This is a genomic window from Mesorhizobium sp. M7A.F.Ca.AU.001.01.1.1, from assembly GCF_004022735.1.
GTDB classification, from domain to species: Bacteria; Pseudomonadota; Alphaproteobacteria; order Rhizobiales; family Rhizobiaceae; genus Mesorhizobium; species Mesorhizobium ciceri.
This window is the reverse complement of the sequence record NZ_RZPF01001038.1, coordinates 1-1,556: the sequence shown is the minus strand read 5'-3', so window position 1 is coordinate 1,556 and position 1,556 is coordinate 1. Positions and strand designations below refer to the sequence as shown.

At 65.2% G+C, this 1,556-nt stretch carries 1 protein-coding gene; it reads right to left on the bottom strand.

Features of this window, described 5'->3' with window-relative positions:
* A partial coding sequence (locus EN884_RS35490; RefSeq protein WP_128361104.1) for a tripartite tricarboxylate transporter permease occupies positions 1-1,374 on the bottom strand: 1,374 nt, incomplete at its 3' end.
* Positions 1,375-1,556: the final 182 nt, after the last annotated feature.

Here is a 1,556-nt window from a genome sequence, read left to right as displayed (position 1 = left end):
GATAGTCATCGCCGGGCGGAACGGGTTTTCGGGGAGCGCCCCAAGGATCATGCCGATGATGACAGGCGCGGTCGGAAAATCGAACCGCCGCATCAGGAAACCGGCGGCCCCCAGCAGATAGAGGATGACGAGGTCGATGGGCGATTGCGAAATGCCATAGGTGCCGACCGTGGCGAACACCAGGATGCCGGCATAGAGCTGCGGCGCCGGGATTTTCAGCAGCCGCACCCACAGCCCGATCAGCGGCAGGTTGAGGATGACCAGGATGACGTTGGCGATGAACAGGCTGGCGATCAGCCCCCAGACGAGGTCGCCCTGGGTCGTCAAAAGCAGTGGTCCGGGATTGATGCCGTAGCTCTGGAACGCCGACAGCATGATCGCCGCCGTCGCCGAGGTCGGCAGGCCAAGCGTCAGCATCGGCACCAGCACGCCGGCTGCGGACGCATTGTTGGCGGCCTCGGGGCCGGCAACGCCTTCGATGGCGCCGACCGTGCCGAACTCCTGCTTGTGCTTCGACAGCTTCTTTTCGATGGCATAGGACAGGAAAGTCGGGATTTCGGCGCCGCCCGCCGGCATGGCGCCGATCGGGAAGCCGATCGCGGCGCCGCGTAGCCAGGGTTTCCACGAACGCCCCCACTCGGCCGCCGTCATGTAGAGCGAGCCCTTCAGCGGCACGATCTCGTCCTTGCCGGCATAGCGGCGCGAGGCCATGTACAGCGTCTCGCCGACCGCAAACAGGCCAACGGCGGCGATGATGACGTCGACGCCGTCGAGCAGTTCGGTCATGCCGAAGGTGAAGCGCGGCTGGCCGGTCTGCAGGTCGACGCCGATCATGCCGATGACGAAGCCTGCGAACAGGCTGGTCAGGCCGCGAACGGAAGACGAGCCGAGCACCGCCGAGACGGTGATGAAGGCCAGCACCATCAGCGAGAAATATTCGGCCGGACCGAAGGCCAGCGCGAATTTGACCACCACCGGCGCCAGGAAAGCGACGCCCATCGTGCCGATCGTGCCGGCGACGAACGAGCCGATCGCCGAAGTGGCGAGGGCTGCACCGCCGCGGCCGGAACGCGCCATCCTGTTGCCTTCCAGCGCGGTGACGATGGTGGCGCTTTCGCCGGGCGTGTTGAGCAGGATCGACGTCGTCGAGCCGCCGTACATGGCGCCGTAATAGATGCCGGCAAACAGGATGAAGGATGCCTCCGGCGCCACCTGATAGGTGATCGGCAAAAGCAGCGCGATGGTCAGCGCCGGCCCAAGACCGGGCAGCACACCGATGGCGGTACCAAGCGTGGTGCCGAGCAGGCACCACAGAAGGTTGACCGGGGTGAAGGCGACCGAGAAGCCATGTGCCAGATGTCCGAGCGTTTCCATGGCGTCAGCCCCTCAACATGGTGATGAACGCATCGATGACCGTGTTCAGCTGGTTCTCGATGAAACCGGCACCGATGTTGACGCCGAGCGCCCTGGCGAAGCCGAAATAGGCGGCCAGCGCCAGGATAAGGCCGAGCACGACGTCCCGCAGCGTACGCTTGCTGCCGAAGCCGTAGCAGACG